1 protein-coding gene is annotated in these 254 nt (G+C 65.7%); it reads right to left on the bottom strand.

Translation table 11 applies throughout. The features are described 5' to 3' along the window. On the bottom strand, window positions 1-254 hold a 254-nt coding region (locus KZZ07_RS27160; protein ID WP_219520118.1), incomplete at both ends, for a reverse transcriptase/maturase family protein.

Genomic DNA, 254 nt, shown 5'->3' with positions numbered 1-254 from the left:
CCAGGAAGCGGATCATCCATCTCTGGTCGATCGCCCCGAAGAAGTTCTCCACGTCGGCGTCCAGGATGTGGTTCACCTTGCGTCTGTCGATCGCCACCGCCAGGGCGTCGAGCGCATCGTGCGGTCCTCGTCCGGGCCGGAACCCGTAGGAGAACCCGAGGAAGTCTTCCTCGTAGATGGCGCTCAGCACCATGGCGGTCGCACCCTGGACGATCTTGTCCTCCAGCGCGGCGATCGCCAGCGGCCTCTGCCGG

It is taken from the genome of Mameliella sp. CS4 (assembly GCF_019392335.1).
In the GTDB taxonomy this organism is placed as follows: domain Bacteria; phylum Pseudomonadota; class Alphaproteobacteria; order Rhodobacterales; family Rhodobacteraceae; genus Antarctobacter.
Note: the sequence above shows the minus strand (reverse complement) of the source record. Positions and strands in the feature narration are given on the sequence as shown.